The organism is Kitasatospora sp. NPDC033851, assembly GCF_055576085.1.
This window is the reverse complement of record NZ_JBVIRL010000027.1, coordinates 72,173-98,971: the sequence shown is the minus strand read 5'-3', so window position 1 is coordinate 98,971 and position 26,799 is coordinate 72,173. Positions and strand designations below refer to the sequence as shown.

Sequence of the window (26,799 nt, the reverse complement as noted above, 5' to 3'; positions counted from 1 at the left end):
CCTCCCCGAGCACGGTCTCGGTCTCCTCCGTCACGCCGAGATCCTACGACCCCAAGTACGTCATCAGGTCCGTAAGTTATTAATCGTCAGCTCCCAGGGCGGCGTCGTTCTGGAGATGTGTCCGGTTTGATCACATGATGCCCAGTGTGCCGAGCGGGCGGGCGGCGTCCCGGGCGTGGTGACGGATGCCTGCGGCGATGTTGTCGTGGCCGGTCAGTCGCAGCGCACCGATGGCGAGGTTGCGCAGGGTGGCCATGGCGCGGGGCGCGGTGCCGGTGCGGACGCGGGAGGGGTCCTCGGCGTATGCGGTGTCACGCACGTGATGGATCTTGTTCTCGACGCCCCAGTGCCCTCGGACGCGCTGCGCGATCTCCACCGGACCAGCGTGCTCGGGCGTGAGGCTGGTGACACCGTAGACGCATCGGCGAGTTGGCCCAGGCCAGCTGGGATGGGCGATGATGAACAGGCAGGCGCCCGCTGACCTGCAACTTCAAGATGGACGCAGCTCATTGGGCTCCGGGCTCGCAGTCGGCCCCAGCGGCAGAGTAGCTGACTGGGTGAGGCTTGTGGTGGCCCGGCAGCGGGTCTGCCGGGCCACGTTCGGTCAGTGGGTGTCGGTGCGCTTTTCGAGGCGGGTGCCGTGGCGAAGGGTGATCGACATCAGGTCGCTGGGAACGTCCAGTTCCAGGCGGTGCCAGCGGCCACGGGGGACGATCACCGCGGTGCCTGCCTGCAACCGCACCATGTCCTCGGTGCCGCCGGGCCTGTCGGAACGGAAGTAGAGGCGGATGCCGCCGGTCAGGCAGCACACCGCTTCCTCGGCCTGTGGGTGCATCTCCCAGTGGTCGGCGTGAACGTCGGCGTCGGTTTCCACGTGGAACGTGGCGATCTGCCAGGCGCCGGAGTCGCTGCTCGTCATCTGCCGTTCGACGGCTCGGACGTCGCCGTCGGGGTGGAAGTGCAGCGCCGAGGCGAACAGGTCGATGGGGGTCGTCGTCATGATGATGTTCCTTCCAACTGGCTCTCTGTGGGGGCGGTGGGTCGCGGGAGAGGTGTGACGGCCCGGCGGCGCGGCAGTACGCCGATGGCCACGACCGCCGCGAGCACGAAGAGGGCGGCGGCGATGGCCAGGCCCAGGGCGTAGCCGTCGTTGAGTGCGGCGGGGTCGGTGGCCGTGCCGGTGTGGTGTGCGGCGATGGTGGCCAGGGCGGCCAGGCCGATGCAGCCGCCGAGTTGGCGGGAGCTGTTGAAGAGGCCGGAGGCCATGCCGGCCTCACGCGGAGCGACGCCGGTGGTCGCGGCGGCGGCGACCGGGGCCAGCACCAGTCCGGTACCGATGCTGGTGACGAGGGACGGGCCGAGTACGTCGGCGAGGAAACTGCCGTCGGGGCTGATGAGCGCGAACCAGGCCAGGCCCGCGGCGGCCAGCAGGGCGCCGGGCACGAGCGATGCGCGAGGTGTGCGGGTGGAGGTGATGCGGGTCGCGGCGACGGTGCCCGCGACCAGGCCTGCGGAGAAGGGCAGGAACGCGGCGCCGGTTGCTGCGGTGCCCATGCCCAGGACCTGCTGCATGTACAGGGACACGAAGTAGAACGCCGTGAACTGCCCGGCCGCGGCCAGGAACACCAGCACGTTCGCGCCGGCGACCCAACGGCTGCTCAGGAGGCCGAAGCGCAGCAGGGGTGCGGTGACTCGTGACTCGGCGATGACGAAGGCGGCCAGCAGCGCGACCGCGGCGGCGAGGGTCGCCCACGTGATCGGGGAGCCCCAGCCAAGGGTGTCGGTGCGGACGACACCGAACACCAGTAACCCGACTCCACCGGTCGCCAGGACGGCACCCAGCACGTCCAGCCTCTCGCGCCGGGCGGGCTGTGCGCCGGCGGGCACGCCTGCGGGCACCAGCGCGAGAGCCGCCACGACGATGGGCAGGTTGATCAGCATGACCCAGCGCCAGCCCGCGTACTCGGTCAGCAGCCCACCTGCCAGCACGCCCAGCGCGCCGCCTGCGGCGTTCACCGCGCTCCACACCCCGAGCGCGCGGGCGCGCTGGGGGCCTTCGGTGAAGGTGGTGGTGAGCATCGCCAGCGCGGCCGGCGCGACGGCAGCGGCGCCCAGGCCTTGCCCGGCGCGGGCGGCGATCAGTTGCCAGGGTGCCTGAGCCAGTCCGCCCGCCAGCGAGCACAGCCCGAAAACGGCCAAGCCCAGCACGAACAGTCGACGCTGGCCGTACAGATCGCAAGCGCGGCCACCCAGCAGCAGTAACCCGCCGAACGTGAGCGCGTAGAGGTGCACGACCCACGACAGGTCGAGCGGCGCGAATCCCAGCGCTGTGCGGATCGCGGGCAGTGCGACGTTGACCACCGACATGTCCAGGGCGAGGACGAACTGGGCGACGGCTGCTGCCGCCAGCACCGCTCCGGGGCGCCCCCGTAAGTTTTTATACATGTAAGGAAAGTAGCGCGAAGGGATCGCCGCTGTCGACACCTGGGGGATGATGGGAGGCATGCCGCAACCGTCCGCACCGCGTAAAACCCTCGGCCGACCTCCCCGCATCCTCCTTGCGGAGGTCATCGAGACGGCCAACCGGATCGTGACCGAGGAAGGCGTGAACCGGCTGACCATGCGGCGACTGGCCACAGAGATCGGCAGTACGCCGATGGCGCTCTACCACCACGTCCGCAACAAGGAAGACCTGCTCGTCCTGCTACTGGACGACTACGCCACGCGGACACTGCGCCGACCCGAACTGCCTGCCCACCCTCGCGAGCGGATCGTCGCCGCTGCCGCCGCGATCCACGAGGCGCTCGCCGCCTGCCCCTGGATCACTGAGGTGCTGACCGCCGACGACTTGATGTCCACGTCCGCACTGTGGTTCGTCGAGCAGATCGTCGATGGCCTGGTCGAGTGCGGACTGACCCCTGAGCAGGCCGTGCGCGGCTACCGCGCGATCTGGTACTACACCGCCGGTGAAATCATGGTCCGCGCGGCAGCGACCCGGCGGCGCGCAGACGATGACCGTGCGACCTACCGGGAGCAAGTCTTCGCCGATCTCGACCCGGGCGAGCTTCCCCGCTTGGCACAGGTCGCGGACCACTGGGCGTCGCTGACCGCTGAGGACACCTACCTGGACGGGCTCCGAGCCCTGGTGGACGGCCTCCTCACCACCCGCTGACGGACCGCAGCCGCCAATGAACGCGTCAACGTCCTGCACCGCTGACATTCTGCCAACACCCTGTCGAAGGTCTCTGTCAACCCGGCAGGGAAGGCACTTCTGCGTACCACCCCGGCGCCCCGACCGCTTCGGACTGATCGCCGCCGGCCTTTCCCCGAGATCGCCTCCGGGGATTCACAGCTGCGCGCGCGTGCCGCGTCCGAGGAGGAGTCAGCCGGACCGCGGTGACAGACGGAGGGGACGCCGCTCGGCACGGCGTCCCCTCTCATGCGCCGGGCGCGGGGCGCGGGGCGCGGCGCGCAGGGCGGCGGGCGGGCTCAGGTGGCGGGGAGGCTGCTCGCCAGCTCCCGGAAGCGGGCGGAGGGCCGCATCATGCCGTTGTCCCCGACGTTCAGGTTCTCCAACCAGCCGTCCCGGTACCAGAAGATCGACGAGGTCAGCGGGGCCGGATCGTTGGCCTGGAGCTGCTTCGACAGGTCGATCATGAAGCGGATCGCGTTCAGTGACGCGCCGCTGCGGATCGGCGCTGCGCAGAACGCGTTGTTCGTCGGCAGGGTGACCAGGGCGCCGTGGGGCAGCTCGACCCCGCCGAGGGCGTTCTCCAGGCGCAGGGCCTGGGCGGCGCCGGGCCACACCCCTGTCCCGTTGACGGCGTAGAGGATGTCGCCGTTCGACGCGTTGAAGGACTGCCGGTTGAGCTGCTCGGTGGCCAGGTTGGCGAAGGCCCGCTCCCAGAGCTCGGCCCGGCTGACGCTCCACTGGTCGGCGGCGTGCTCGGCTATCGACAGGGCCTCGGTCGTCCCGCCCCGCTTCCCGCCGTTCACGCACAGGACGACCGACAGCTCGTCGTCGATCTGCCGGGCCATGGGGTCGGGCCCCAGGGCGCGGGTCGGGGTGACCAGGAGCCGCAGCCGGTCCCGGACCTCGAAGACCGAGATCGCGGCCAGCGCTTTGCACGGGCCGTGCTCGTCGCACAGCGGCTTCGGAAGGTTCTTGCGGTTGCCGAACAGCGGCATGGGGGGCTCCCACGGGTCGGTGCGGTGGTCGGACCAAGGTCACAGCATCCCACCGGAGTTCGCTGCCGTCCCATGGATCGTCCGATTCTCGGACTGCGTCCGGACGGTTTGTCAGGGTGAAGGCCCCGAACCCTGGAACCCAAGGTCGGCTTCGGGGCGTTCACCTTGTGCCGTCAGAGCCCGAAGTTCCAGTCGACGATCATCTGCAGCAGGTCCTTGCGCTCGTCCACGAAGTCCATCGCGATCACGCCGTAGTGCGCGCGTTGGGAGATGCGCGGCGTCAGGTAGTCCTGCCCCTCGGTGTATTCCTTCCTGATCCGCATGATGATCGTCTCGCGGGGGTTCGACTTCAGGAAGTCGATACACAGGTTCAGCACCCGACCGACTGCCGAAAGGGGCACGACCACATGTCCGTCCGTACCTCCCGCACCCGTCTGATCACCGCCGCCGCGAGCGTCGCGTTCGCCGCCTTCTCGATGACCGCGTGCAACGACAGCGGGGACATCGCGACGGCAACCGGCCCGTCGCTCAGGGCCACCGTGCCCGCCGCGACGCCGGCCTCGCCGACGGCCCCCGCGACATCCGCCGCCCCGTCCGCCGGCACCGCCGTCTCCACCGGCAAGCCCCCGGCCGCCGCGCCCCAGCCCACCGGCCCGAAGCCCGCCACCGGCACCCCCGCGCCGAAGACCCCCGCAGCACCCGCCGCCCCCGCGGCCGCCAACCCGAGCACCTGCGAGGGCTCCAACACCAAGACCACCGCCGCCCCGCTGAACCGCCCCGTGAACCACATGCTGCTCACGGTCACCAACACCGGCTCCGGCATCTGCTACCTCTACGGCTACCCGGCCGTCCGGTTCGGTGAGGCCCAGTCCCTGCCCCCGGTCATCACCGACTCGAAGCCGCAGGCCGTCGTCACGCTCAAGCCCGGCGAGTCCGGCTACGCCTCCGTCAACCTGTCCTCCACCGACGGCATCGACGGCTCGAACGGCCACACGGCGCCGTCCCTGGTCGTCTACTTCCAGGGGCGCTCAGGCAACGAGAGCGTCGGCGCGGGAGCCCACCCGTCGCTGCCCGCGAACGGCGTCTACGTGGACGACTCCCTGAAGGTCACCTACTGGCAGCAGTCGCTGGACGACGCCGTCTCCTGGTGACTCCGGCAACACCCGACGAACCGGGAGCAAGCACGAACCGAGAGCACCCGACCGGAAAGCAGGCACGCCACCATGCGCCACACGCCCCGCAGAATCGCCCGGCTCCTGGCCGTTTACGCCGGCGCGGCCTTCCAGGTTCTTGTCCTCGGAAGTCCGGACGACCCCGTGCCTCTCGCGGGAAGCCGCCGTCACCCGTCGCTGATGTCTGATGCCTGATGCCTGACGCTCGCGGCGAAGGTCCTGAACCTGCCACTCTTCGCAGCGGACAACGGTCTCGGCCGGTGCTCCTGGATCTCTGGGATACCGACATCGCACCCGAGTTGACCCCGCTCTACAAGCAACACGGGCTCCTGCTAGGCCGACGCCATGAACGCCGCCGGCACCACGCTGTCACAGCTGCCACCGCTCGACATCACGGAACTGTGGGACAGTACGTGATCCAGGAGGCGCTCGGCCACCACCCCGTCACCCCGTCCGTTTCGCCTCCAGGACCTGAGCCCGACGGCGAGACTGTCCCACTCTGCCCCTCCGGGCTGCGAGACTTGGATCATGACTACCGATCGTCCCACCCTTTCGCTGCCCGCCTTCTCCGAGCCCGCCATCGACGCGCCCGTTCCCGCCTGGTCCGACGGGCGTCGGCCGCTGCCGGTCGAGCAGGGCGCCGATTTCCGCCAGCCGCCGGGCGAGACCGTCCCCGTACCCGCCCCGGCCCGGCGCCCGCTCGCGGTCGGCGGACTGACCTTCTCCGACCCGGAGCGGCAGGGCTGACGGTTCCGGCCCGCGCCGCCACAGGTCTCTGAACTGCGGAGATTTCACGAACCGGCCCCTCGGCATCCATCCGTCACGGACCACGACGTACGGCGAAGGGGGCGGGCGGCGAACTGCGAAGATGAGCACATGTCTGTCGTGCCCGTCGAACCTCGTCCGCTGAACGACTCCGAGCGAGCCGTGCTGGACCACCTCCTGACAGTCGACTTCGTCGGCGCCTCGGCGCTGCGCAGCCAAGTGGACCGGACCGAGGTCGTGGCCACCTGGGGAGCCCGGTCCGTGAGCGTCGACCTGCGGGTGCGGGGGCTGGAGCCGCATCCCGCACCGGCGTTCACGCTCGTGCCGGTCGGCGCTTTCGTTCACGACCGCTCCGGCGAATACATCGGCGAACTGCTGGTGTGGGTCGAGGGCGGCACGAGTTTGTCAGCACTGGAGTACGCCTGGGTCACCGATGAGATGCCGACCTCCCTGCCGTCCGTGGACCAGATCCGGCTCACGGCCGATTGACCTCGTCGACGCCGGTCAACGAGCGCGTGCGGCAGGGCCCAGTGCGTTGGGGTAGTGCGTCGGGGCAGGTGAATAACGAGGCTGCCGGGCGGAACAGTCGAGATTTCAGACATCTCACTCGACCGCTGGTGGCCAGGACCGTCACGGCAAGAATTACAGACCGTCATCAGGCCCGGAATCCAGGAGGCCGAAGTGTTTCTCCGGGGGCATCAAGCACTGGCGGAGCAGTAAGGTGCAGGACTACGGTTGTGTCAGACGCCAAAAGCAGATCGATTGCTACGGGTCCGCAGCCTCCGACCCGGTTTCGTCAACGGATCTCGCAGGTGCACGTTTGACGCAGGGCGCCTTCGTCAATTGCGCCGTGCGCGCTTCCTGTGGAATTGCCGCCGGTTTCAGTCGGGAGGAATCGCCGATCCGATAGGTACCACCGGGAGGTACCAATGGTTTTCTTCAATTCTGCGGACTCCACCGGGAGCGGCGAGTTCTGGCAGAACTCCGGATCACCTTCGGTCGACCCCAAGGACGTCCTGACCGGCGCCACCGAACTGGCCGGTGGCGTAGCCCTGCTCCTTCAGGACCCGGGCGATGGTCGGGTCCTGCGGCTGCATGCCCAGCTCCGCCCCCGGCAGCCCCACCTTCGACAGGCCGGTGCGGAACGGGCTCTGGCCGGTGATGAACGCCGAACGCCCCGCCGTACAGGACTGCTCCGCGTAGTAGTCGGTGAACCGCATACCCTCGGCGGCGATCCGGTCGATGTTCGGCGTGCGGTAGCCCATCAGGCCGTCGCTGTAGCAGCTCAGGTTCGTGATCCCGATGTCGTCGCCCCAGAGCACCACAATGTCGGCTTGCCCGCCATCGTTCGCGTCCCTCTCCTCGGCCCCGCCGGTCCTGCCTCGCTCCCACGCTAGGAGTCGGCCGGGGCGCCCGCCGTGCGCAGTGCTGCAAACCGGTGAACCCCCGCACCGCCGGCTGGTCGGCCGGCCGGCCGACCAGCCGGACGGACGGACGGACGGTGCAGGCCGGTCCCGTTCGGGTGGAGTGGTCTATTGGAGGATGTTGATCGCCCGAGCGATCACCAGGGCCGCCACCACGAGCGAGACGGCACTTTGAGTGATCATCAGCAGCTTGGCCCACGACTTGACCGGCGACGTGTCGGCCGGACCGAACGAACTGGAGGTCCAGAAGGCCAGCGCCAGGTAGTCCACGAAGACCGGCACCCACGCGGGGGAGGTGCCCTGCCGGAGCTGCATCTCGGGGAAGACGAACGCGGGGTCCGCGAAGGGGTGGTGCGCCCGCGTGGCGGCGCCGCCCCGGTCCAGATCCCAGTACCACAGCGCGAACGCGATCACGTTGGTCACCCAGACGACCCCGCCCGTCGCCAGCAGGCCCGTCGCGTTGTTGGCGTAGAGCTTGCTGTCGGTCAGGATGTCCGCCACCAGGGACGCGGCAGCGAAGAGGTTCGCCAGCGTGATGAACGCGATCACCAGGTCGGTCACCACCCGTAGCCACCGTGTCTGCCGATCGATCCGGCCGGGGTCGGCTCCGATCAGGACAGCCATCAGCACCACCATGACCACCGGCAGCACCCACGACGGGCTCTCGCGATAGCTGCGCGGGAGCGCGACATGGAGCAGCGCGGCGACCAGGACGGCCGACGCCACCGGCCACCAGTGCTCGCCGCGCGGCTCTGCCGGCTCCATCGACCGACCCGCAGGGGACGGTTCGCCGGGATCATCGAGGCGGGAGCTCATGGCTCATTGTGTTGCCGTCCGGCTCCCGAGAGCCGCACGGCAGGTCGATGGTCACCCCCGGGGAGCAACCGTGCACACGGCGCGCCGTGCGGATCCAGGAGTCAGCCCCCGCTGATCCCCCGTCTCCCAAGGGGCGGGTCGCCGTGCGCCCCGCATCGACGTTGTCACCCTCGACCTGGCGGACGTCCGCAACCGCGTGCTCCGTCGCGGCGAGATGACCGACACCGCCGCCGTCATGCGGCGGCCCCCTGGGGGTGGTGACGGCCCGGTTCTGTCCGGGGCAACGGATGCGGAGGCTTCACGGGTTCAGTATCCCGGGCAGGAATATGCGTGAAAGGAAAGTTCCCAGGTCAAAGGGGTGCGATGAAGCCGAAGTTGTGAAGCGTGCATGGCATTGCAGGGGCTTATTCCCGAGCGGGGAAGATGCCAATGCAAGGAATTTGCTCATCGCTTACTTGATTCGCGCAAGTCCCTTCCGTTCGCCGATCGAATCTGACAGCATCGTCCGCTATCCGGCGACCGAAGGCCGATGATCACCGCGCCGGTGTGACCGTGTGGTGTCCCTGCTGTTCGCGGCCGCGATCGCGGCCGCCCCGCTGCTGTCGGCGTTCCTCGTCGGACGCCGCCGTCGAGACGTGGCCGGCCGGCTGCGCCACGTGGAGGAGAAGTGACCACCCAGGCCGGCACCCCCGTGCCCACCCCCGACACCGCCCGCCAGAACGCCCACCAGCCTGCCCGCCAGCCCGCCCACCGCCCCGCGCGCTGGGTCCGCACCAGGCTTCGCGCGAACCCGATGGCCGCGCTGCTCATGGCCGCCCTCGCGTTCGTCACCGTCTTCCTGGCGGCGGCCTTCCCCCGCGTCACGGACCGGGGCGCGGACACGGCGCTCCAGGACTTCGTCAGCCAGAAGGGCCTCAACCAGACCAGTCTGCAGACCACCTCCAAGACTCAGGACGACGACAACGGCGCCGAACTCGACCGGGTGCAGCGGCAGCTCACCGAGATGGTCGGCCGGCAGCTGACGCTGGCCCAGCCGGGCCAGGCCCACGGTGCCCGCGCCCTGGCCGACCGCGGCATGGGCAATCCGGACTACGTCCGGATCGCGGAAAAGCGGACCGACCCGGTCCTCGGCCTGCTTTACGTGCCCGACCTGGCCGCACGGGCCACCCTCACCGACGGCACCTGGCCGACCCCCGACACCGTCGGCGGTCCGCTGCCGATCGTGATCAGCAAGCAGGCCGCCGAGACCATCCACATCAAGCTCGGTGACGTCATCGACAACGGCGTCGAGGGCTCCGGCACCAAGCGGACCACCGTGGTGGTCGGCCTCTACCAGGTCAACGACCCCCAGGACCCGTTCTGGGACGACCTCGGCTGCCCGGCCCGCGCCTGCCTGAGGACCGACCCCAGACAAGAGCACTGGATGACCAACGGGTTCGTCGACGGCGGCAGCCTGCCCGCTCTGACCCGCTGGGGTTCGAACGCCGAGAACTTCTGGCGGCTGCCCGTCGACCCCGCCTCGCTGCACGCCGACCGGCTCGACCACACCCGCAGCGTCATCAGCTCCTTCCTGACCGGGCGCGACGCCACCGCCCTGGCCGACGCGACCAGGCGCGCCGACCTGCACACCGCCTCGGGCCTGCCCGACGTGCTCACCCGGGCGGACGAGCGCTACCGGGCCTCGCTGCCGCTCAGCGCGATCGGCCCGGCCGGCGTCGCGGGCGTCGCCACCGTGGTGCTGTTCCTCGCCGCCGCCCTTACCACCGACCGGCGCACCGCCGAGATCCGGCTGCTCCAGGCCCGCGGCGGCTCCCGCACCGGGGTGCTGGGGCGGCTGATCGCCGAGGGCGCCGTCACCGTCCTGCCCGCCGCCGCGCTCGGCACGGCCCTCGCCCTGGTGCTGCTGCCCACCGTCCGGTGGGACCGCTCGGTGCTGGCGGCCCTGGTTGCGACCCTGACCGCGCTGCTGGCCTTCCCGACCCGGGCGGCCCTGCTGTGGTCCCGTCGGCGGCCGTGCGGCGGCCGACGCCGACTGGTCGGCGAACTCACCGTCCTGGCCGTCACCGTCGCGGCCGTGGCGGAGGTCCGGCGCCGTGGCGTCGGCCACCCCGGGGCCGGGGTGGACCCGCTGCTGGTCGCCGCGCCGCTGCTGCTCGCCGTCACCGGCGGGCTGCTGCTGGCCCGGATCGAGCCGGTGCTGGTCGGCCGGCTGGCCGCCCTCGTCGGCCGCGGCCGCGGCCTGATCGGCTTCCTCGGCCTGGCCCGGGCGGCGCGCGACACCTCGGGCCGGCGCCGGCCCTCCGTGCTGCCGCTGCTGGCCCTGCTGATCGCCGTCACCACGACCGGCTTCGGCGCCACCGTGCTCGACACCGTCGACCACGTCCGGGCCCGCGCCGCGCGCATCGCGACCGGCGGCGATGTCTCCGTCGTCATCCCGGACTACGCCACCCTGACCGAGTCGTTCACCAAGGCCGCCGCCGCCCTGCCGGGCGTCCGGGCCTCGACCGGGGCCTGGGTCGAACCCAGGGCCCGCTTCTTCGGCGCCGACCAGGACTACACCGAGGCCTACCTGGTGGTGGTCGAGCCGACGGCCTACGCCGAGATCGCCCGGACCCTCGGGGTCGGCGAGTTCGACCCGGCGAAGCTGGCCGGCACGCCTGGCACGCCTGGCACACCCGGCACACCCGGCACGCCTGGCACGGCTGGCACGTCCGGCCGCCGGGACACCCCGGTGCCCGCGCTGTTCAGCCGCGACCTGGCCAAGCGGATGGCCGCCGGCCCGGCCGAGGTGCGCACGCCCAACGGCAACAGCCTGCGCACCACCGTCGCCGGGATCGTCGACGCCACCCCCGCGCTGCCGGACCCGGGCAAGCCGTTCGTCGTCGTCCCGGCCGGCCCCACCTGGGAACGACTGCCGGACACCAAGCGGGTGAACAAGTGGTTCGCCGTCGGCGACGTCGACCCCGAGCGGGTCAGGACGGCCCTGCGGGACAACAGCGGGGACCGGCCGGTCGGTATGGCCAAGCTGATCGCCGACAGCGCCACGGCCACCGGCAAGGACACCCACGGCCTGCCCGCCGGATACACGGTGCACAGCAGCCGAGAGACCGCCGCCGCGCTCGGCGACGACCCGCTGCAGCACGCCGCCGGGCGGCTGTTCTGGTACGCGGCCGCCGCCGGAGCCGGATTCGCCCTGCTCGCCGTCCTGCTGACGCTGCTGCGGGCCGCGCCCGACCGCACCGCCGTCCTCGCCCGGCTGCGGACCATGGGCCTGCGACCCCGGCAGGGGCTGGCGCTGATCATCGCCGAGGCGCTGCCACAGACCCTGGCGGCGACGGTCGGTGGCGGCCTGGTCGCGGTGGCGGCGGTCGGCCTGCTCGGGCCCGCCTTCGACATTTCCACGCTGGTCGGCGCCAAAGTCGGGGAGGCCGTCACCCCCACGCTGCTGCCGGTGCTGCTGCCCACGGTGGGCCTGGCGCTGCTGGTCTGCCTCGGGGTGGTGGCGGAGACGCTGGTCGCCGGCCGGCGCCAGATCGCCACCGAACTGCGCGCGGGGGAGCAGTCGTGACAGCGCGACCGGCGGCACGGGTCGTGACCGTGCGGACCTCCCCGAGCCGGCAGACTGTCGGCCGACAACCGGGACCAGCCGAACCAGCCAGGCCGTCGAGATCGTCGTGACCGTCGTGAACGAGCGCGAGTACGTGATGCCGGACCGCACCGGGCGGGTGCAGCTGCCGGTTCCGATCCTGGAGGCGCTGGGCATGGAGCACCGGGTGGCGGTCGACCTCGCGGCCGACCACATCGAGGTCCGCCCGGACGACATCGCGGAGAGCTGACACGCCATCAGCTGCTGCCGCCTGCCCGCCGGACGAGGGCGCTGCCCCCGGCGCCTCCCGGAGGCCGGGCGGCGCGCGACGCCCTCCTCGCCGCCGCACTCCTCATCCTCAACGGCATCGATCCCGACACCGCCTGGGACTTGATCGAACGGGCTCGCGGGCTCGCCGTCCCGGACACAGCCGAACAGCGAGAGTGGACGATGAAACTGCTCAATACGCGTGAGGTCGATACATCAGATTCCGCCGATTCCACCGAATGATCCGGTTGACGGTGCCCTCGACGGGACCGGAGTCCCCGTGGGCGGTCAGTCCGGCGTGGACCGGGGGTGGACGGCCGACCGCATTGCTGGGCCGCCCGCTCCCTGGGCCGTCAGGTGGGCGGGCTATTCCTCGAACCAGACGATCAGCCGGACGTTCTGTTCGCCGTGCACCTCGGCGAGGGTGCGCATGACGGTCCACACCGGCCGCCAGGGGCCGTCGGCGGGGACAGCGTCGCGGCGGCGGGCGCGTTCTGCGCGGAAGACCGTGGCGCCGGTGTCCCATTCAGTACCCTCAGCCCACAGTTCACCTATGCGGTCGGAATCGACGGTCAGGGTGTTCACGCCGCTTGATCTTGCGAACGCCCGACTCCAGTCCTCCAGGCGTGTCAGTTTCAGCGCGCCGTCCGGAAGCCGCCGGTACCGGGTGATTCTGGTTGCCCGGGGGATCGCCGGCTCGTCCCAATCGATGCCGAGGATCTCGTTCCAGCTCAACCAGGTGGCGCCGAACGCGGTCTCCCCCCATGACGCGTGCTCGGCTCGGGCGTTCTCCGACACGTCGACCGGCAAACCGCGGTCGGCAGCGACCGGCCGCCAGTGGCCACTGATGTCCCGGACGCCGAAGAGGCAGGCGAAGGCGCTGTAGTCCCGGGTCATACCGAGCATGGACAGCTCGATGGCCGAGTACCACGCCGTCTCTTGGATGCCGAGGCCAGGACCCCAGGTGCGGCACTCCACGAATCCTTGAATAGTCGTTCCCACGGCCCGATTGTGCCGTGCCCCTCGCGGCTCCCGGGCCCCCGCACCCCTTGATTGCGTCTTGCGACGATCGGGACCGAGGTGAGCGCGCGGGCCCCACTATTGTGATCATGAAGGCCGGGGCGGGTGTGCGCGTTGTGAGGTTTGTGTCGGGGGTCGGGGCCGCGGTCCTGCTGGTGGGGACTTTGGCAGGCTGCGGAGACGGTTCGCCGCCGCCCGAGGCCGCTCCGGCGGTGGGCGGCAGTTCCGCCGGTACGGCGCCGGGCCCGTTGCGGCTGACCGCTCCGGAGTCCCTTCCCGGCGGCTACCGGGCCGAAGGCCCCGCCACGGTCCGCGCCGACCACTCGGCAGGCCCGCAGCCGGCCGGCTACGAAAGCTTCGACTGCAGCCTGGTGGCCACGTACACCGCTGACTCCGGTGGGATCCTGACCATCGGAGGGGCCTGGGGCACCATCACCGATCCCGACGCGGTGGCGACATCCGCGATTGCCGCGATGCGGTCCCCGAAGGCCACCTGGACGGTGCCGCTGCCCGACGTCGACGCCCGCGACCCGCACGACCCGCAGGGCCGACTCAAGTGCGGAGTCTCGACCGAGGCATTGCTCGTCATTTCCATCTGCCTCTGGACCGACCACTACACCGCCGGCTCGGTGAGCTTCCCCGTTGGGATCGAAGGGACTCCGGCCACCTTCCACCAGGCTGCCGCCGCCGACCGCACCCGCCGCATCCGCGAGGCGATGACGGTCTCCAAGTAGCCGCCGCACCATCCACGCACCTCGTCACCTTGAGCCGGCACCCGCCGACACCCGCCGGGCTTTCGCCGGTTTTTGTCGCAGAGCGGGGCGGCCCCGCAGCGCGGCCGGCTGCGCTAGCCTCGATGCATCGCCCAGGCGCTTGGAGGCCGTGATGCGGATGGTGTTCGACCCCGACGAGGCCGAAGCGCTGCGCGCCACGGCCCGTGACGCGGCGCTGGAGGACCCGACCCTGGCGTACGTCCTGCTCGACCTGGCCGACCGCGGCATCGATCTGAACGGTTGCCGCACCTGGGACGACATCAAAGCCGAACGCGGCCTCGTCAACGACACCCAGGCCACCGGGGAGCAGCGCGTTGCCTGACCGTCCGACCCGCCGCGCCACCGTCCTCTTCCACGAGGTTGCCGAGCGACAGATCGCCGACATGGACGACGCCGCCCTCGCCCGCCTGGGCCCCCACCTGGACAGCATCGCACTGGCCCCGAAGACCGCCGGCGTCCAGATGCGCGCCGACAGCCCGGTGCGCGAGTACGCCAAGGACGGGGTGCGCGTCGCGTACGTCCCTACGGTCCTCGGCACGATCGTCCTCGTCGCCTATGTCGAGGTCCGCTGACTCCGCTCGGGCGGGGGCGCGAAAACCGGTTGTCCCCGCGGGCGGTGGTCCGGCAGAGTGGGCACATCGCGCCACACAGGCCCAGGAAGGAGCGCGACCGTGAACACCGTCACTCGTGTCCAGTCGTATCAGCGCTCCTCAAGTCCCCAGATGAGCAGCGGGACGTCCTCGTAGTGCGCTGACCGGCTTCCTGCCGGGCCGCCCCGGGGACTGTTCCCCGCCCGGGCGGCCCTTTCCCGTGTGCCGCCCACCGTGCCGGATGGTGCAACTGGCAGCACGCCTGACTCTGGATCAGGCGATCGGGGTTCGAATCCTCGTCCGGCAGCGCAGCACATGGAGAGTTGGCCGAGTGGTAAGGCAGCGGCTTGCTAAGCCGTCGTCGGGGTCACACCCGCGCGCGTTCGATCCGCGCACTCTCCGCGCGACGCGGCAGTGTCATGGAGGAGCCAGCCGACAGGCGGCGCCGGCCTCGGTCTTGAAAACCGTTGGGGTGCGCGAGCACCCGTGTGGGTTCGACCCCCACCTCCTCCGCCACGGGATGGCCCCGGGGCCTGTAACACCCGCGCTTCGGGTGCGACGAGCCACGATGGATTCCGTATCGACGAAACGGGGCCTCCGCTGAAATCGGTGACAGGCGGGGCGAGCGCTCGACGACTGTGACCGCTACTGCGAGCAACGCGGTGACGTTCCTCGCGGCCGCGGCCATCGGGGTCCCCGCTGGTCACAGGCTCGCTCGACTCGCCAGCCGAGGTGCTCGGTCACAGCGCGTTCGCGCGTCCGGCCCGTGTCCGGGGAGTTTCGGTATCGATCGACCGATTTGTGATCACGGTTCGGCGACCTTCTGCCCACCAGGGCTTTTAGCAGCGCTCCTGACGTTCGAGCAGCGATAGGTTGCGGAGGCACACATTCTTGATCATCACGGGGGATTCACCATTTCCACTCAGTCTGCCGAGCTGCCCCACGGCGCCGCGCCCACCGAGCCCACCGAGCCCACCGCGCCCACCTCCGACGCCGCGGACCCGGGCCTGTCCGGCTACGGCGACGGGCAACTCAGCTGCCAGTCCTGCGGCTCCGTCCCGGCCGTGGATGCGACCTTCCGCGGGCACCTGGGCCTCGTCGTGATCTTGAAGTACCTGAAGCGCCGGGGACCGTTCTGCCGTAGCTGCGGCATCGCCACGCACCGCGAGATGACCTCCGACAGCCTCTGGCAGGGCTGGTGGGGCATCCCCTCGATGATCGTCAACCCCATCGTCATGCTGATCAACATCCCGCAGCGCCTGAAGGTCAACAAGCTGCCGGAGCCGGTGCCCGGCGCGCCCCGGGCACCGATGAACCCCGGCAAGCCGGTGTACCTGCGGCCCACGATCCTCGGTGTGCTCATCCCGGTGATCCTGGTCTCGCTGATCGTCTTCATTGAGAAGGGCGACCCCGAGTTCGCCAAGGCCGGCGACTGCATCCACAACAACAATCCGATCGTCCTGTCGGGTGTCGTCGACAGCAACGCCGACGTCGTCGTGGTCCCCTGCTCCGACCCGAGGGCCGAGGCCCGGGTCGTGGGCCGTGTGGAGGACACCAACGACGGTGAGCACGTGTGCCGGAAGTCCTTCCCCGACGCCGACGGCTACTTCACCTACGAGCGGCGCAGCGACAAGTACACCCTCTGCCTGAAGAGCCTGGAGAGCGTGCGGCAGAAGCCGGCCACGATCTTCGCCCCGTAGGGGCGGTTCAAGGGCGGCGGCGCAGCTGCAGCTGGACCAGGCCGTTGCTCGTCGCAGGCCGGCCTCGAATGGGGTCACCGCCGAACTCGGCAACGCCGTCCTGCTCACCCGCGGCGGCGACGGGCACACGGCCAACGCCCGGAGCACCTGCATCCGTGCCGCCGTCGACGCCTTCCTGACGCAGGGCACGCTCCCGGCGCCGGGCACGGGCTGCCCCAGCGACTGACGGGCCGCCGTACCGGCCGGGAACGACGCCTGCTGTCCCGGACGGGAACACCGACGGAAACGCACGGCCGCCCGGGGTCGCAGCTTCGGGGCGTCTCAGTCACCCGTACAGGTAAAGTTCCTTCGCTTACTATCTGTTGCGGCGTCATTTCGTGCTGTCATAGCTCTGCCAGATTCCCCGGCACTCATCGTACTTGCGCGGGAAGGCGGAACAATGGGCAGATCCACGTTCGCGACCACGGCGACGGCCGTCGCACTGACGGCTTCGGCGTTGCTCGCCGCCGCCGAAGGCCAGGCCAATGCCGAGGCCGGGCAGGACACCATCAATATGTACAAGCAGGAGAAATCCCAGTGGTGCTGGGTCGCCTCCGGGCTGACCATCGCCAAGTTCCAGGGCTACGGCAGCACGCAGACGGACTTCTGCACTCGGGCCCAGCCCTACTACGGCTGCAACAACCAACCCGCCACGCTCGACGACATGGCCAGGGGCTGGAGCAGCCTCGGCATGACCCACCCGGGCTCGGGCCTGAGCAGTGCGGCCACGTTCAACCAGGTCTACACCGACGTCAAGGCGGCACGGCCGGTCGCGGCCCGCATCGGATGGACCTCCGGCGGCGGCCACATGAACGTGGTCTACGGCTTCGACACGTCGAACAACACCATCGGTGTCGCCGACCCGTGGCCGGACACCGCCACCTACACGTGGTGGAACTACAACGACTACGTCAGCAACAGCTCGTTCAAGTGGACCCACTCCCGGATCGGCATCTCCCGTTAAGGCAGGCGGCATGCAGGAAACAAGAACGTCCAGCGGGCGGGCGGTCTCCGGCCTGGCCACCGTCCTGGTAGCGGGCGCGTCCGCGCTGCTGTCCCTCGCCGGGCCCGTCCACGCGGCCCCGGCCAAGGACCCGCTGCTGGCGGACATCCCGGACTACCAGGCCGCGCTCGACCTGGTGAAGTCGGCCGACGTCCGCAACACCGTCTGTCGTTTCCTCAGCGTCCCGGTACCTCAGGGCGACGGGGCCGGGACGCCGCAGTCGATCCCTGACAAGGCCGACCCGTGCGAGGGCATCCCGGCGTTCACCGTCAACGACCCCCTGGCCCTGAACGAGATCACCCCCGGCTTCGTCGCGGGGACGGCCCTGCCGATCGCCTCCGAAGCGATCAAGCTGGGTTACCTGGTCTCCGCGCTGAACGCCCCGGTCAACGGGCGCAACGCCACCGTCATGCTCGCTCCCACCCAGGGCGGCGGCTGGCACCTGGCCGCCGTGCGCGACGGCGACAGCGACGCCACGTACGCGGGCAAGGCCACGGTGGGGACCCTGGTGTTCACCGAGCCGCAGATCCGCGGCTGGTACCAGCTCAAGCTCACCACGGTCGAGCCGCTCAACGACCAGGCACGGCAGGGACTGAACGGCCGGGCCTCGCTCTCGCTGTCCGACTACCAGAAGCTGGTCAAGGCCCGTTACGCCGACAAGCTGCCCGGCTCCGGGTACGACACCAGCGGCATGTCCAGCGGTTACGGCATCACGGAGAGGACGGAGAGGACGGAGAGGACGGAGAACGCCTCGTCCTCGACGCCCTCGACGGCGGTGCTCGTCGGCGGTTCGAGCGCGGTCCTCGCGCTCGCGGGCGGCGCCTTCGCCGTCCGCCGGCGGCGGCGCACCACCGACTGAACCACCGAACCCTTTCCTCCGCCCCGGTTTCCTCCGCCCCGGCTCCCGGCTCCAGGCCGGGAGCTGGGGCGACATCGTGCGGGCATGCGCCGTGACCTTCCGCAGGGAAGGTCGAGCGTTCCTTGGCTGAGGTGTTCCTCAGTTGAGGCCTTCCTCAGCGCGGACCGGTGGCCGGGGTGTCCTGTCCCAGGCCCCGGCGGATCGCGATCTCCACGGGTGAGTACGCGCCGTCGGCCCGCTCCAGTTCGTACGGCGCGGCCGGCATCAGCGGCGGCTGGGCCATGAAGCGCGGCCGCACCCCGTGGTGCGGTTGCGCCGCGTGCACCAGGAACGGATGGCACAGGAAGACGTCGCCCGGGGACCCGGTGGCGAGCGCGAGCGGACGGTGGTCGGACGCCGCCACCAGGTCGGGCGCAATGGCGAGCCCGCTGGCCCCGTCCTCCCCGTACTTCTCCAGCACCTTCGGCACGTCGAGGTGGGAGCCGACCCGGATCCGGGTCGGGGCGTCCTCCTCGCCGACCTCGCTGAACAGGAACAGCATCAGCAGCGCCCGCTCCCGGGAGCGCAGATTCGTGAAGTACCAGCTCTCGCCTTCCGGCAGGTAGCTCCCCTCGATGTGCCAGCCCGCGTCGTCCGGCTCCTCCTCGTGCGGGAAGCGCAGCGGGAACGTGCCCAGCGAGTAGCGCGGCTCCCAGCGTCCCGCGCCGACGAGCAGGTCGTACGCGCGGTGCAGGGAGGGGGAGTTGGGCGCGGCGGCGAACGGCCCCTGCGCCATGCCGGCCACCCGGTGCACGGGTTGCGTCCACGTCGACGGATCGTCCGGGTCGCAGCCGGTCTCCCGCCACAGCAGCCGCGCGCAGTCCGCGGCCACCCGCGGCGCGACGGCACCCTCCAGCTTCACGAAGCCGTCGCGCAGGAAGCGGGATACCAAGGTCGTGTCATCCATGCCCCCAGCGTGCAGCGGCACCGGTCCCGATCGCCCGACATTTTCCGCACCGCCTTCGTCGGGTGTGCTCCGGGCCGGCCCTACCTGCCCGCTCCTCCCACCTGTCGCCGCCTCCATCACCGTCCTCCACCACCGTCTTCCATCACCGTCACCTTGAAACGCCGAAGCCGGTCAGGGCCACTCCGCACGCCTGGCGGAATCTTGGCGATCTCAGGCGTTTACGCCACTCGTGGGGCGGGCCCCGGGGATCAGAGGATGGAGCCATCGCCGACCGGGGAATCCCGGCGCCGGACCACCGGCCCACCGGCCCACCGGCCCCACCGGACCCCGTCCCGACCAGCCAGAACGAGAGGTACCCCGATGTCTGCCACCGCTCCCGCCGAGATCGCCAGTGCCGTCCTGAGCGTGCCCGCCGCCGCCCCGGCCGAGGCCGCCGCCCACTTCGCCGCCCGTCTCGCCTTCGAGGCGGACGTCTCCGATGTCCACGCCGATCTGGCATCCGGCGCACCCGGCGTCGTTGTGGTCGACACCCGCAGCAAGGCCGCCTGGGACCAGGGCCGCATCCCCGGTGCCCTCCACATCCCCACCGCGCGGATCGCCGACCTGGCACCGCAGCTGATCGACCCGGCCTGCACCGTGGTCACCTACTGCTGGGGCCCCGGCTGCAACGGCGCGACCCGCGCGGCGCTGACCTTCGCCCGCCTCGGCTACCAGGTCAAGGAAATGCTCGGCGGCTTCGAGTACTGGGTTCGCGAGGGCTTCACCTTCGACACCGCCGCCGGCACCGAGCAGCGTCCCATCGACGACCTGACCGCCCCGCGCTCGGGCATCTCCTGCGCATGCTGACGGACACCGCACGGCCGGGCGGCGTGATCCGTCCGGCCACCGCGGCCGACCTGCCGGCGATAGCCCGCCTGTGCGCGGCCCACGCCGCCTTCGAACACGCCGAACCCGTGCCCGCCGACCTCGCCGCCCGCCTGGAACCCGTGCTGTTCTCGGCACACCCGAGAGCCTGGTGCCTCGTCGTCGACCACGGAGGCGAACTGATCGGCTACGCCACCTGCTCCCGGGAGTTCTCCACCTGGCAGGCGGCCGACTACGTCCACCTGGACTGCCTGTTCGTCACCGAACCGCACCGGGGAGAGGGCTGGGGGCACGCCCTGCTCAACGCCGTGAAGGACGCGGCGGCGGCCCGCGGCGCCGCACACATGGAGTGGCAGACGCCCGACTGGAACACCGACGCCATCCGCTTCTACCACCGCGCGGGGGCCCACGCCCGGCCCAAGGTCAGGTTCTCACTCCCCACCTCGCTCCCCGCCCGCCCGGCGGAAGACCCGACCCGAGCGCCTGCGGGCGGTGACGACGCTCGGCCGTAGCCGTCCGGACGGCCGGCCGGTCGGTCGGTCGGTCGTTGAGCGTGCGACACCACGCCGGGTGCGGCACTATCGGCCGTACACGGCGGCCAGGGCGCGGCCGCGTTCGCTCAGTCGGTAGTAGACCCGGTGCTGTTCCCGGGACTTCAGGACGAAGCCGGCCCGGCGAACAGCTCGCTCAGCACCGTCAGCCGCCGCTCCCGCAGGGTCTCCCGAAGCCGCGCGCTCAACTCCCGGGCCTGCGGCTGCACGGGGCACTGGTGGGCCGACGGACCCGGGCATCACATGCAGGCGTGCGTCGAACGCTGGTACAACGGCACCCGCCAGACCCACGACTGCGGTCCGATCAACTGAGTCCGTCCCGCTCTCCTCGGAGTGAACGAAGTGAGGGCACCGGGTTCTCCCGGTGCCCTCTGTTCATCCGCTCATCTGTTCATCCGCTCGTCGGCCCCTCTGCGAGGCGCTCTCTCGCGGCGCGTGCGGTCACGGCAGCAGCAGGCCCCAGAAGAGCGCCCACGGTACGAACACCACGCCTGCCACCAGCAGCCCGCCGAGCCGGACCCGCGCGCCGGCCGATGCCGAACGCCGGCCGCGCCACGCCTGCACCGCCGTCACGCCGGTGGCCACCACCGTGCCGACGGCCAGCAGTTGCAGGACGGACCAGACCACCGGGCGCCCGCCGAGCTGCGGCCCGGTGGCGAGGGTCGTCGTCACGAAGAGGAAGTAGCCGAGGAATCCGAGCGTGGCCGCCAGGCCGGTACCGGCCAGCCATCGCGCGGCCCTGCCGCCCGGTGCCACGGGACGCCGGCGCAGCCGCCGTACCAGGCCCGACAGCAGGTAGCCGGCGGAGGCGAGGGCCATCAGCAGGAAGGCGGCGGCCTGCGCCACCGAGCCCTGATAGGCCGGGACCGCGGCCAGGGCCTGGCTCTGGCGGTCCTGCCGGGGCAGCGGGTCGTTCACCCGGTGGCCCTGGCCGGCCACCCAGGCGGCGACGGTGTCGACGTAGCCCGGCGTCAGCTGCTCGCCCCGTGCGAACCCGTCCGCGGAGACGTGCAGTTTGTGGTCCGCCTGCGGGAAGAAGCGCAGCGTCAGATCGTCGTTGCCGCCCCGGTGCAGTGCGTCGGTGAGGACGGCGGCGCTCTCGGCCGGCGGAACCTGCTTGTCGTTGCCCCACAGGGCGAGCACCGGCTGGTGCAGGTGCTCCAGCACCGGTACCGGGTCGTAGTCCGCCTCGGGGAACAGCCCGGCGTCGCTCAGCAACCGGGTGCCCGTCACCGACACGGTCTCCAGCAGCGAGCCCGAAGCGCCCTCGTGCCGCAGCTTGTTGTCGAGGTGCCACGCCTGCTGCCGGGCCGGGGCCAGCCCGGACGCGCCGACCACGACCACGTACGAGACCTGCTCGGAGCGGCTGGCGGCCAGCGGGGCCACCCAGCCGCCCTCGCTGAACCCCCACAGCCCGATCCGGTGCGGGTCCACGTCCGTCCGCTCCGCCAGGGTGCGGACCCCGGCGAGGGCGTCATCGGCCAGTTGGGAGTACGACCGCTGGGTCATCGAGTAGCCGGTGGTCCGCTTGTCGTAGCTGAGCACCACGAACCCGGCCCGCGCCATCGCCTCGGCCTCGGCCCGGTACCCCGCCCGCTTCTCCGGTCCCGCGCCGTGCACCAGGACGATGCCCGGCCTGGGGCCCGGCGCACCGGCGGCCTCGGTGATCGTGCCGTGCAACGTGACGTCCCCGCTGCGGAAGTCCACATCCTGCACGGCCTGCTGTGCGGCCGGGGCCGCCGTCGCCGTCGCCGTCGACGCTCCCGCGACCAGTGCCACCGCCGCGGCCACCAGCGGCACCATCGATCGAACCCGCATTGCCATTCCCCCCGCGATCTGCGCACCCGACCGGTCGGCCGGCTGCTGATAGAGATCGTGCCAGCCAGGGGAGTCGCCGCAGATCCGGCGAACTCCCCACCTCGAGGTGGGGAAAGCCCCACCTCCTCCGTGCGAAGCCCCAGCCGGACCCCCACGCACCCGACGCACCCGACCCGCGGCGTCCCCCGAGTCCCGTCCCCCACCGACGCGTACGGCCTGCCCGAGCCGTGCCCGGTCGCCGCGGCTCGGTTCTGCCGCGGACAACGCGGGCCCTGCCGCTACCGGCTCTGAGCCGCTACCAGGTGACGAACCCGTTGGTGCCGCTGAGGCCCGGGCCGAGTTTGGGCAGGTGGCCTTCGGCCGACATGTCCAGCCGCCAGTCGCCGTCCGCCCAGCGGAGGTTGGCGGTCGTCGAGTTGTGGCTTCCGGGCCGGGCACCCGGAAGGTCGACGATCAGCATGACCATGGCCCGCTCCGGCGTGTAGGTCATGACGGAGAAGGCGACCACCTTCACCGAGCCGATGCCCTCGGCGTGGAGCGGGTCCTGGAGCCGGTGGTCGGCGTATTCCTTGGCGGCGCTCGGCGGGTAGATCTGGGCCCGGGCGGCCTGCTCCCAGTCGTCGTGGCCGGTGTCGATCGCCGCGAGCACCGCGGCGGCCCTGGAGGCCCCTTCGGGGGTGTGCGCGAAGCAGTGCCAGAAGCCGCCATCGTAGAGGAGCGGGCCCGTGGTGCGGGAGGTGGGGACCAGCAGCGAGCCCAGCGGCTTGAACTCCGTCCCGGGCGGGGTGGCGGTCGGCTTGCTCTGGTCGTGGTCGTCGGTCCGGCAGCCCGGGCCCCGATCGCCGACCGGTGCCGGCTCCGGTGCCGGTGGCGTGGTGGTGGCCGGGGCGGGTGCACTGGTCGCCGCGGTCGAACCCGGAGTGCTCGCAGCACTCGTGGCCGCACTCGTGGGCGCGGTGGCGGTGACGGTGGGGCCGGTCGATGCGGACGTGGATGCGGACGTCGACGTGGGCGTGGACGTGGGCGTGCAGGCGGCGCTCAGGCCGAGCGCGGCGACGGCCGCCAGGGCGGCCCCCCGAGATCTGATGGACATGATGGTGGCGAATCCCCCGGTGATGTCGATTCTGGCGACATGGATCATGCCAGCCCCGGCGGCTCGGTACCGCCATCGATGTCCAAGCGGGCGGCTCTGTTGCAGTCGGTCACGGGACCTTCGCCGGCGCCCTGAGCGCAGTAGGTCAGGTCCGCCCACATCGCCCGGCCCCGCCGGCGTCCTGGCCCCCGCAGTAGCCGGTCCCCGTCGGCCGTGCTCCCCGCTTTCCCCTCGCTCGGTTTTTCGTCAGGGAGACGGCACCGCCGGCAGTCGCACGGCACGGCACGCGCCGCCGGGACGAGAGAACACGGGAAGGGCATACTCCGTTCGCCTGCCCTGGGACGGAAGCCTCGCACAGCGCGGCGGCGGCGGCCGGAGAGAGATCGAGGGCGGCGGAGCGGCGGAACGGGCCTGATCGGGCGGGGCGGTGGATGTACCCGAGCGGCTCCCGGACGGGGCTGACGAATCCCGTTGAGGACCCCAGGTCGGTCAGAGGGTGGTCTGGCCCCGCCGGGAGACGCTCATGAACGTCCTCCCCGTCAGAAGGCGACGATGCCTTCGCCGCCGGCGCCGTCGGGGACGGTCTGGGAGCCGAGCGGGGTGAGGGAGCCGTCGTCGTTGACCGCGAACTCGTCGAGGATGCCGTTGACGCCGGTCTGGGCGTAGAGGTAGTGCCCGTCGGAGGAGACCGCGGCGTCGACGGTGCCGGGGTCGGTGGGCGTGTTGCCCAGGGCGGTCAGCCGGCGGCCTCGGTCGGCGGTGCGGAAGCCGGTGAGGGTCGAGCTGCCCGCGTTGGAGGTGTAGAGCAGGTCGTGGACGGCGACGATCCAGCAGGTGGCCGCCTGGTTCGTGGCCGCGAACGCCTCCTGCGTGGCGGTGCCGTCGGGGTGGATCGTGAAGGTCGCCACGGCGTTCGTGCCGGCCTCGGTGAGGAACAGGCCGTGGCGGCCGTTGGGGACGAACGCGAAGGGGACGGCGCCGGGCAGCAGGGTGGTGACAGGCGTGTCGGCGGGGGCGCCGGAGCGGTCGAGGTTGAACACCAGGAGGCTGTTGCTGTTCGCCTTGGTGGTGACGACGAGCTGGGAGCCTTCGCCGGTGAAGCCGACCTGACCCGGGGTGGTGGTGAACTGGGGCGTGGCGTTCGGGTCGAGGCCGAGGCAGCGGTTGCGTCCCGCCTCCTTGTGGAGGCGTCCATCGCGGACGGTGTAGCCCTGGATCGAGCCGCCGTCCAGGGCATTGAGCACGTAGACGACGTTGTTGTGCACGGCGACGCTCACCGGGAAGCGGCCGCCGGAGCCCACCACCTGCCGCAGCGCGAGCCGGTCGCCGTCCACCGAGAAGACGGAGACGGTATCGCTGCCGGCGTTCACGGCGTACAGCAGGGCGTGGCGCGGGTCGTAGGTGAGGGAACCCTGGGAGGCCAGGTGGTCGGCGACGGATCCGGCCAGCACGCCGCCGAGGCCGTGGGTGTCGTAGGTGCCGGCAGGGGTGAGGTGGCCGTCGTCCGCTCGCCGGTAGGCGATGACCTGGTTGCCCGCAGGGTTGTCGTTCTGGACGAAGACGGCGTGGTCCCCGCCGTGGGGATGGCCCTCGCCGCCGTACGCGGCGGACGCGGCCGGGGCACCAACGGCCGCGGTCGCGAGGGCGGTTGCGACGGCGACGGCGAGTCGAGTGATCTTCTGCACGGTGTGCTGCCTCCTTGAGGGCCGGGGCTTCGCCGAAGCCCGGGCCTTGGGTCGGGCCGGATTCGGCTGCCGCGGCCGGGCGCGCAGTGACGGGGCGAGGGACGCAGGACGCGTCCTCGCTTCTGCTCGCTGGCAAGGTATGTGACGTTTGATCGGAGATGCGGGATATGGGAGGGCTCGGCGGCCCGGGTCACTCGGTGGGCCGGACGGTCTGCTGGCCGGCGACGTCGACGCGAACGGCCGACGGCTGCTCTGATGGTGCCTGGGGAACCGGTCGCACACGGGGGCGCTCATGGCTGCGCAGACCATCATCGGTCTGGTGGGAATCGTCACGCTGGCGGGCGTGGTCGTGGCCGTCGTCGCCGTCTGGCGGACCGGCTCACCCTTCCCACCGCTGAGAGACACCCCACCGCGCGGACCGGACTGTACGAGCTGCGGCCACAGTGATCACGACGGGAGCGGTTCTCTTGCGATCGTCGCGTACCGCCAGGCCGTTGAGGCGTCGATCGTGCCCGGCGACGTGGCGGTGCACATTTCCGAGCTGCCGACTCGGCACGGTCGCGGCGAGGAGGCGAGTGAGGTGATGCGGGCGCCGACCGATGCTGCCGGTGGCGCGTTCATTTCAGGACGCGCTGGACGAGCAGGGCGTGTTCGGGGTGCTGGAGAGCTGCGTAGGAGAACAGGGACCGGATCGCGGTCGGTCGGACGTTGCGGGTTCCGGTGCTGTCGCCGCGCTCGTTCTCCCGGTGGGGGCCTGCGGTCGAGAGCCGGGGATTCCTTCGCTCCTTCCGAATCCCGGCAGGTCGGTCACAGGACTTGCGGTCCTGCGGGCCGGACGGGTTGCGGGCGTTCCGGCATGGGCCGTTTTCGGGCGCGCACCGGCGGCAGCACCTGGGCGGCTTCGGTCTGCCGGGTGTCGAGGATGTCCGCCTGGTGCTGGGCCCGGGTCTCCAGCCGTCGCAGGCGGGCGTCGAGCAGGTCGTCGGTGGTCGCCGCCCGCAGCGCCCGCCAGAGTGCGAGCTTGCCCTGGACCCCCGAGCGCATGGCCTCCAGTTCCAGGAGGTCACTGAGCGGGGACCGGTGGACCAGGCGCCCGTTGAGCTTCAGCCGGCCGGCCTTTTCGGCGGCGGCGCCCATCAGCATCCGGCGCCACCGGGGTCGTGCGCCGAGGGCCCGCATCAGGTGGACGAGCTCGTCGCGGTCCTCGGTGATCTCCTGGGCGAGGGCGCGGAGTTCGGGTGCGGCGGGCTCTGCCTGGTGCTCGCGGGCGATCCGGTGCGCGAGTGCCGCACCGGCGTAGGAGCCGGCCAGGTGGTCGTTGAGGTAGAGCGCGAGGAGGCGCTCGCCGTCCGGGTCCGTCATGTCGTCACTCCTTCGAAGTGTGCGCCGCTCCGGCGGCCGGGGTGGTCGGTCGTGGCAGGACCTTCGTCCCCGGTGCCCGTCCGCCGGCCCTTGGTGAACACCCTTTCCGCTGTGGTCGGCTCGCGATTGTTGTCGGCTCCCGGTTCTCGCGACTGCCCAACGGGACGGGACGGAAACGACGCGGCACAGTCGCCCGGGTCAGTGACGGTCGGAAACGGCCGCGTGGAGCCCGGCGCCCCGGGTACACGCGGGATTCCGACGGCGGCGCAACGGAGGTT

At 71.2% G+C, this 26,799-nt stretch carries 28 protein-coding genes and 3 tRNA genes; 18 read left to right on the top strand and 13 right to left on the bottom strand.

Going from position 1 to position 26,799, the window contains the following annotated elements:
* Positions 1-130: 130 nt before the first annotated feature.
* The 3 genes from ACZ51D_RS35525 to ACZ51D_RS35515 all read right to left on the bottom strand — a co-directional run bounded on the left by ACZ51D_RS35525 (position 131) and on the right by ACZ51D_RS35515 (position 2,445).
* A complete protein-coding gene (locus tag ACZ51D_RS35525) occupies positions 131-319 on the bottom strand; it encodes a hypothetical protein (protein ID WP_465624001.1) in 189 nt (62 codons plus the stop codon).
* A gap of 285 nt (positions 320-604) precedes the next feature.
* Positions 605-1,000 carry a cupin gene (locus ACZ51D_RS35520; RefSeq protein WP_465623999.1) on the bottom strand — a complete coding sequence of 132 codons (396 nt, stop codon included), beginning with the start codon at positions 998-1,000 and terminating at the stop codon, positions 605-607.
* On the bottom strand, positions 997-2,445 hold the full coding sequence (locus tag ACZ51D_RS35515) for an MFS transporter (protein WP_465623998.1): 1,449 nt from the start codon (positions 2,443-2,445) through the stop codon (positions 997-999). The genes ACZ51D_RS35520 and ACZ51D_RS35515 overlap by 4 nt, the downstream gene beginning before the upstream one ends.
* A gap of 58 nt (positions 2,446-2,503) precedes the next feature.
* Between ACZ51D_RS35515 and ACZ51D_RS35510 the strand changes: the two genes are divergently transcribed.
* Positions 2,504-3,172: a TetR/AcrR family transcriptional regulator gene (locus tag ACZ51D_RS35510; RefSeq protein ID WP_465623996.1), complete on the top strand. Its 669-nt coding sequence runs from the start codon at positions 2,504-2,506 to the stop codon at positions 3,170-3,172.
* Between the two features lie 317 nt (positions 3,173-3,489).
* Here the strand turns inward: ACZ51D_RS35510 and ACZ51D_RS35505 are convergent, their stop codons facing one another.
* Together ACZ51D_RS35505 and ACZ51D_RS35500 are read right to left on the bottom strand one after the other, a co-directional pair.
* The gene (locus ACZ51D_RS35505; RefSeq protein ID WP_465664623.1) at positions 3,490-4,188 is read right to left on the bottom strand and encodes a hypothetical protein; all 699 of its coding nucleotides are present in this window, start codon (positions 4,186-4,188) and stop codon (positions 3,490-3,492) included.
* A 173-nt stretch (positions 4,189-4,361) separates the two neighbouring features.
* Entirely contained in the window at positions 4,362-4,565 is a 204-nt protein-coding gene (locus tag ACZ51D_RS35500; protein WP_465664622.1) for a hypothetical protein, read from the bottom strand.
* Between the two features lie 30 nt (positions 4,566-4,595).
* Here ACZ51D_RS35500 and ACZ51D_RS35495 point away from each other — a divergent pair, with 30 nt between their 5' ends.
* The 3 genes from ACZ51D_RS35495 to ACZ51D_RS35485 all read left to right on the top strand — a co-directional run bounded on the left by ACZ51D_RS35495 (position 4,596) and on the right by ACZ51D_RS35485 (position 6,614).
* The gene (locus ACZ51D_RS35495; protein ID WP_465664621.1) at positions 4,596-5,339 is read left to right on the top strand and encodes a DUF4232 domain-containing protein; all 744 of its coding nucleotides are present in this window, start codon (positions 4,596-4,598) and stop codon (positions 5,337-5,339) included.
* A gap of 549 nt (positions 5,340-5,888) precedes the next feature.
* Positions 5,889-6,107, top strand: coding sequence for a hypothetical protein (locus ACZ51D_RS35490; RefSeq protein ID WP_360502835.1), 219 nt, complete (start codon positions 5,889-5,891; stop codon positions 6,105-6,107).
* A 180-nt stretch (positions 6,108-6,287) separates the two neighbouring features.
* Positions 6,288-6,614, top strand: coding sequence for a hypothetical protein (locus ACZ51D_RS35485; RefSeq protein WP_465664620.1), 327 nt, complete (start codon positions 6,288-6,290; stop codon positions 6,612-6,614).
* Between the two features lie 500 nt (positions 6,615-7,114).
* Here ACZ51D_RS35485 and ACZ51D_RS35480 read toward each other — a convergent pair whose 3' ends face one another.
* On the bottom strand, positions 7,115-7,450 hold the full coding sequence (locus ACZ51D_RS35480) for a sulfatase-like hydrolase/transferase (RefSeq protein WP_465664619.1): 336 nt from the start codon (positions 7,448-7,450) through the stop codon (positions 7,115-7,117).
* 207 nt (positions 7,451-7,657) lie between these two features.
* On the bottom strand, positions 7,658-8,314 hold the full coding sequence (locus ACZ51D_RS35475; RefSeq protein ID WP_465664618.1) for a hypothetical protein: 657 nt from the start codon (positions 8,312-8,314) through the stop codon (positions 7,658-7,660).
* Positions 8,315-9,032: 718 nt separating this feature from the next.
* On the opposite strand from ACZ51D_RS35475, the gene ACZ51D_RS35470 reads away from it, so the two are divergent.
* Together ACZ51D_RS35470 and ACZ51D_RS35465 are read left to right on the top strand one after the other, a co-directional pair.
* Positions 9,033-11,933: a hypothetical protein gene (locus ACZ51D_RS35470; RefSeq protein ID WP_465664617.1), complete on the top strand. Its 2,901-nt coding sequence runs from the start codon at positions 9,033-9,035 to the stop codon at positions 11,931-11,933.
* A gap of 106 nt (positions 11,934-12,039) precedes the next feature.
* Positions 12,040-12,201 carry a hypothetical protein gene (locus tag ACZ51D_RS35465; RefSeq protein ID WP_465664616.1) on the top strand — a complete coding sequence of 54 codons (162 nt, stop codon included), beginning with the start codon at positions 12,040-12,042 and terminating at the stop codon, positions 12,199-12,201.
* 383 nt (positions 12,202-12,584) lie between these two features.
* Here the strand turns inward: ACZ51D_RS35465 and ACZ51D_RS35460 are convergent, their stop codons facing one another.
* Positions 12,585-13,196 carry a hypothetical protein gene (locus tag ACZ51D_RS35460; protein ID WP_465664615.1) on the bottom strand — a complete coding sequence of 204 codons (612 nt, stop codon included), beginning with the start codon at positions 13,194-13,196 and terminating at the stop codon, positions 12,585-12,587.
* A 197-nt stretch (positions 13,197-13,393) separates the two neighbouring features.
* Here ACZ51D_RS35460 and ACZ51D_RS35455 point away from each other — a divergent pair, with 197 nt between their 5' ends.
* The 10 genes from ACZ51D_RS35455 (at position 13,394) to ACZ51D_RS35410 (ending at position 18,202) form a co-directional block, all read left to right on the top strand.
* Positions 13,394-13,972 (top strand): hypothetical protein, encoded by a 579-nt coding sequence (locus tag ACZ51D_RS35455; protein WP_465664614.1) that lies wholly within the window; start codon positions 13,394-13,396, stop codon positions 13,970-13,972.
* 151 nt (positions 13,973-14,123) lie between these two features.
* Complete coding sequence (locus ACZ51D_RS35450; RefSeq protein ID WP_465623970.1) at positions 14,124-14,333, top strand: hypothetical protein; 210 nt, start codon at positions 14,124-14,126, stop codon at positions 14,331-14,333.
* Positions 14,326-14,583 carry a hypothetical protein gene (locus tag ACZ51D_RS35445; protein WP_465664613.1) on the top strand — a complete coding sequence of 86 codons (258 nt, stop codon included), beginning with the start codon at positions 14,326-14,328 and terminating at the stop codon, positions 14,581-14,583. Before ACZ51D_RS35450 ends, ACZ51D_RS35445 begins: the two co-directional genes overlap by 8 nt.
* A 253-nt stretch (positions 14,584-14,836) precedes the next feature.
* Positions 14,837-14,908: transfer RNA gene (locus ACZ51D_RS35440), tRNA-Gln, on the top strand.
* A 10-nt stretch (positions 14,909-14,918) separates the two neighbouring features.
* A tRNA-Ser gene (locus ACZ51D_RS35435) sits at positions 14,919-15,003 on the top strand.
* 19 nt (positions 15,004-15,022) lie between these two features.
* Positions 15,023-15,117, top strand: a tRNA-Ser gene (locus ACZ51D_RS35430).
* Positions 15,118-15,665: 548 nt separating this feature from the next.
* Positions 15,666-16,301 (top strand): LppU/SCO3897 family protein, encoded by a 636-nt coding sequence (locus ACZ51D_RS35425; RefSeq protein WP_465664612.1) that lies wholly within the window; start codon positions 15,666-15,668, stop codon positions 16,299-16,301.
* Positions 16,302-16,326: 25 nt separating this feature from the next.
* The gene (locus ACZ51D_RS35420) at positions 16,327-16,527 is read left to right on the top strand and encodes an alpha/beta hydrolase (protein WP_465624005.1); all 201 of its coding nucleotides are present in this window, start codon (positions 16,327-16,329) and stop codon (positions 16,525-16,527) included.
* Positions 16,528-16,740: 213 nt separating this feature from the next.
* Positions 16,741-17,304 carry a papain-like cysteine protease family protein gene (locus tag ACZ51D_RS35415; RefSeq protein WP_465623966.1) on the top strand — a complete coding sequence of 188 codons (564 nt, stop codon included), beginning with the start codon at positions 16,741-16,743 and terminating at the stop codon, positions 17,302-17,304.
* A gap of 10 nt (positions 17,305-17,314) precedes the next feature.
* A complete protein-coding gene (locus tag ACZ51D_RS35410; RefSeq protein WP_465664611.1) occupies positions 17,315-18,202 on the top strand; it encodes a hypothetical protein in 888 nt (295 codons plus the stop codon).
* A 154-nt stretch (positions 18,203-18,356) separates the two neighbouring features.
* Here ACZ51D_RS35410 and ACZ51D_RS35405 read toward each other — a convergent pair whose 3' ends face one another.
* Positions 18,357-19,148 (bottom strand): phytanoyl-CoA dioxygenase family protein, encoded by a 792-nt coding sequence (locus tag ACZ51D_RS35405; RefSeq protein ID WP_465664610.1) that lies wholly within the window; start codon positions 19,146-19,148, stop codon positions 18,357-18,359.
* Positions 19,149-19,508: 360 nt separating this feature from the next.
* Here ACZ51D_RS35405 and ACZ51D_RS35400 point away from each other — a divergent pair, with 360 nt between their 5' ends.
* Entirely contained in the window at positions 19,509-19,994 is a 486-nt protein-coding gene (locus ACZ51D_RS35400; protein ID WP_465664609.1) for a rhodanese-like domain-containing protein, read from the top strand.
* On the top strand, positions 19,988-20,524 hold the full coding sequence (locus ACZ51D_RS35395; protein ID WP_465664608.1) for a GNAT family N-acetyltransferase: 537 nt from the start codon (positions 19,988-19,990) through the stop codon (positions 20,522-20,524). The genes ACZ51D_RS35400 and ACZ51D_RS35395 overlap by 7 nt, the downstream gene beginning before the upstream one ends.
* A gap of 480 nt (positions 20,525-21,004) precedes the next feature.
* Here the strand turns inward: ACZ51D_RS35395 and ACZ51D_RS35390 are convergent, their stop codons facing one another.
* From ACZ51D_RS35390 to ACZ51D_RS35375, 4 genes are all read right to left on the bottom strand, one after another.
* Positions 21,005-22,381, bottom strand: a complete 1,377-nt coding sequence (locus tag ACZ51D_RS35390) for an alpha/beta hydrolase family protein (protein ID WP_465664607.1) — start codon at positions 22,379-22,381, stop codon at positions 21,005-21,007.
* A gap of 295 nt (positions 22,382-22,676) precedes the next feature.
* Positions 22,677-23,474 carry a DUF8175 domain-containg protein gene (locus tag ACZ51D_RS35385; RefSeq protein ID WP_465623954.1) on the bottom strand — a complete coding sequence of 266 codons (798 nt, stop codon included), beginning with the start codon at positions 23,472-23,474 and terminating at the stop codon, positions 22,677-22,679.
* Between the two features lie 539 nt (positions 23,475-24,013).
* Complete coding sequence (locus tag ACZ51D_RS35380; RefSeq protein WP_465623953.1) at positions 24,014-25,159, bottom strand: lactonase family protein; 1,146 nt, start codon at positions 25,157-25,159, stop codon at positions 24,014-24,016.
* Positions 25,160-25,966: 807 nt separating this feature from the next.
* The gene (locus tag ACZ51D_RS35375) at positions 25,967-26,521 is read right to left on the bottom strand and encodes a hypothetical protein (RefSeq protein ID WP_465623952.1); all 555 of its coding nucleotides are present in this window, start codon (positions 26,519-26,521) and stop codon (positions 25,967-25,969) included.
* Positions 26,522-26,799 lie beyond the last annotated feature (278 nt).